The sequence below is a fragment of the Methylophaga sp. UBA4204 genome (genome assembly GCF_002379485.1).
Lineage (GTDB): Bacteria > Pseudomonadota > Gammaproteobacteria > Nitrosococcales > Methylophagaceae > Methylophaga.
Genome location: NZ_DFTU01000055.1, coordinates 5,493 through 6,858, shown reverse-complemented (window position 1 = coordinate 6,858; position 1,366 = coordinate 5,493). Strand labels below are relative to the sequence as shown.

At 48.0% G+C, this 1,366-nt stretch carries 2 protein-coding genes; one reads left to right on the top strand and one right to left on the bottom strand.

Annotated features, from left to right (window positions below):
- Nucleotides 1–483: helicase-related protein (locus B3182_RS07955; protein WP_292752262.1), on the top strand; the 483-nt coding region annotated here is incomplete at its 5' end.
- Here B3182_RS07955 and B3182_RS07950 read toward each other — a convergent pair.
- A partial coding sequence (locus B3182_RS07950; RefSeq protein WP_292752259.1) for a phosphoenolpyruvate carboxylase occupies nucleotides 480–1,366 on the bottom strand: 887 nt, incomplete at its 5' end. The genes B3182_RS07955 and B3182_RS07950 overlap by 4 nt on opposite strands.

The window sequence follows — 1,366 nt, the reverse complement described above, 5'->3', positions numbered from 1 at the left end:
GCCTTAGTATTCTGTAATAAAAAAATCCGTGCTGAAGAAGTTTGCGACTGGTTACAGTCACAGAATATCTCCGCTCAGCTGTTACATGGTGATTTTGATCAATCTGTACGCCGCGAACGGATTCGTAAATTCCGCGCCGGCCAAATCAAGGTCACAGTAGCCACCGATGTTGCTGCCAGGGGGCTGGATGTGGCAGATATTACCCATGTTATTAACTACGATCTGCCGTTTCGCGGTGATAACTATATTCATCGTATTGGCCGTACCGGTCGGGCAGATAAACATGGCACGGCGATTAATCTGGTTGAACCGCACGATCTGAAAAATCTGGAACGCATTGAATATCACCTTGGCCACAGCTTACCCATCCGCAAATTGAAGGGGCTTGCACCCAAGGCCAAGGCTAACAAGGCACGATCCAAAAGCAAGGAAGATAAACCGCGTTATATTCCCAAGAAGGATCGTTCTGCCAAAGACGATTAACCGGTATTACGCATTCCCTGTGAAATGGCGCTGATAGTGCGCAACAACGGATCGCGCCATTTGGCTGTTTCCGCATCACTGTAATCGCCATGCCGATAACGTTTCAATAACAGTAACTGGATATGATTCAGCGGATCCAGGTAAGCCTGCCTTCTTCGTAAAGACAAGGCTAATTGGGGATTTTCGGCCATTAGCGTCTCCGCCCCTGTCAGTTGTAATAATTGACTGGCTGTTTGCTGGTATTCATTACGTATAACAGAGAGTACCTGTTGCGCCTGCTGTTTATCGATACACAAATCAGCATATTCTGCCGCGATATCCATATCGGCCTTGGAAAGTGACATCTGTGTATTACTCACCATTGCCCGGAAAAACGGCCATTCAAAATACATTTTTTGCAGTATTTGACGTCTTTCAGGATCCTCAGAAATCCACGTGGCAATCGCACTGCCAATCCCATACCAGCCTGGCAAGGTATGTCTTGATTGCGCCCAGGCAAACACCCACCCAATCGCTCTGACCGAAGACTTGGATCGATCGCCGACCTTACGATGTGAAGGCCGTGAGCCAATATTCATCAAACCGATTTCACTGATTGGGCAGGCTTCATAGAAATAGTCGAGAAAGCCGGGAGTCTGCTCGGTCAATTGTCGATATTGCTGTTCACCCAACTGTGCCAGTTGCTGCATGATCGAAAGGTATTCGGGCTTTTCCTGAGCTGAATCGGTTACCAGTCCCCTGCTGGCTTTAATTAATGCAGAGACCCCCATACCTAACTCATAGGCCGCAGTTTCAGTATTACCGTATTTAAATGACAGCACTTCACCCTGCTCGGTAAACTTGATCTGACCGTGCACGGTATCGACCGGTTGAGCCAAGATGG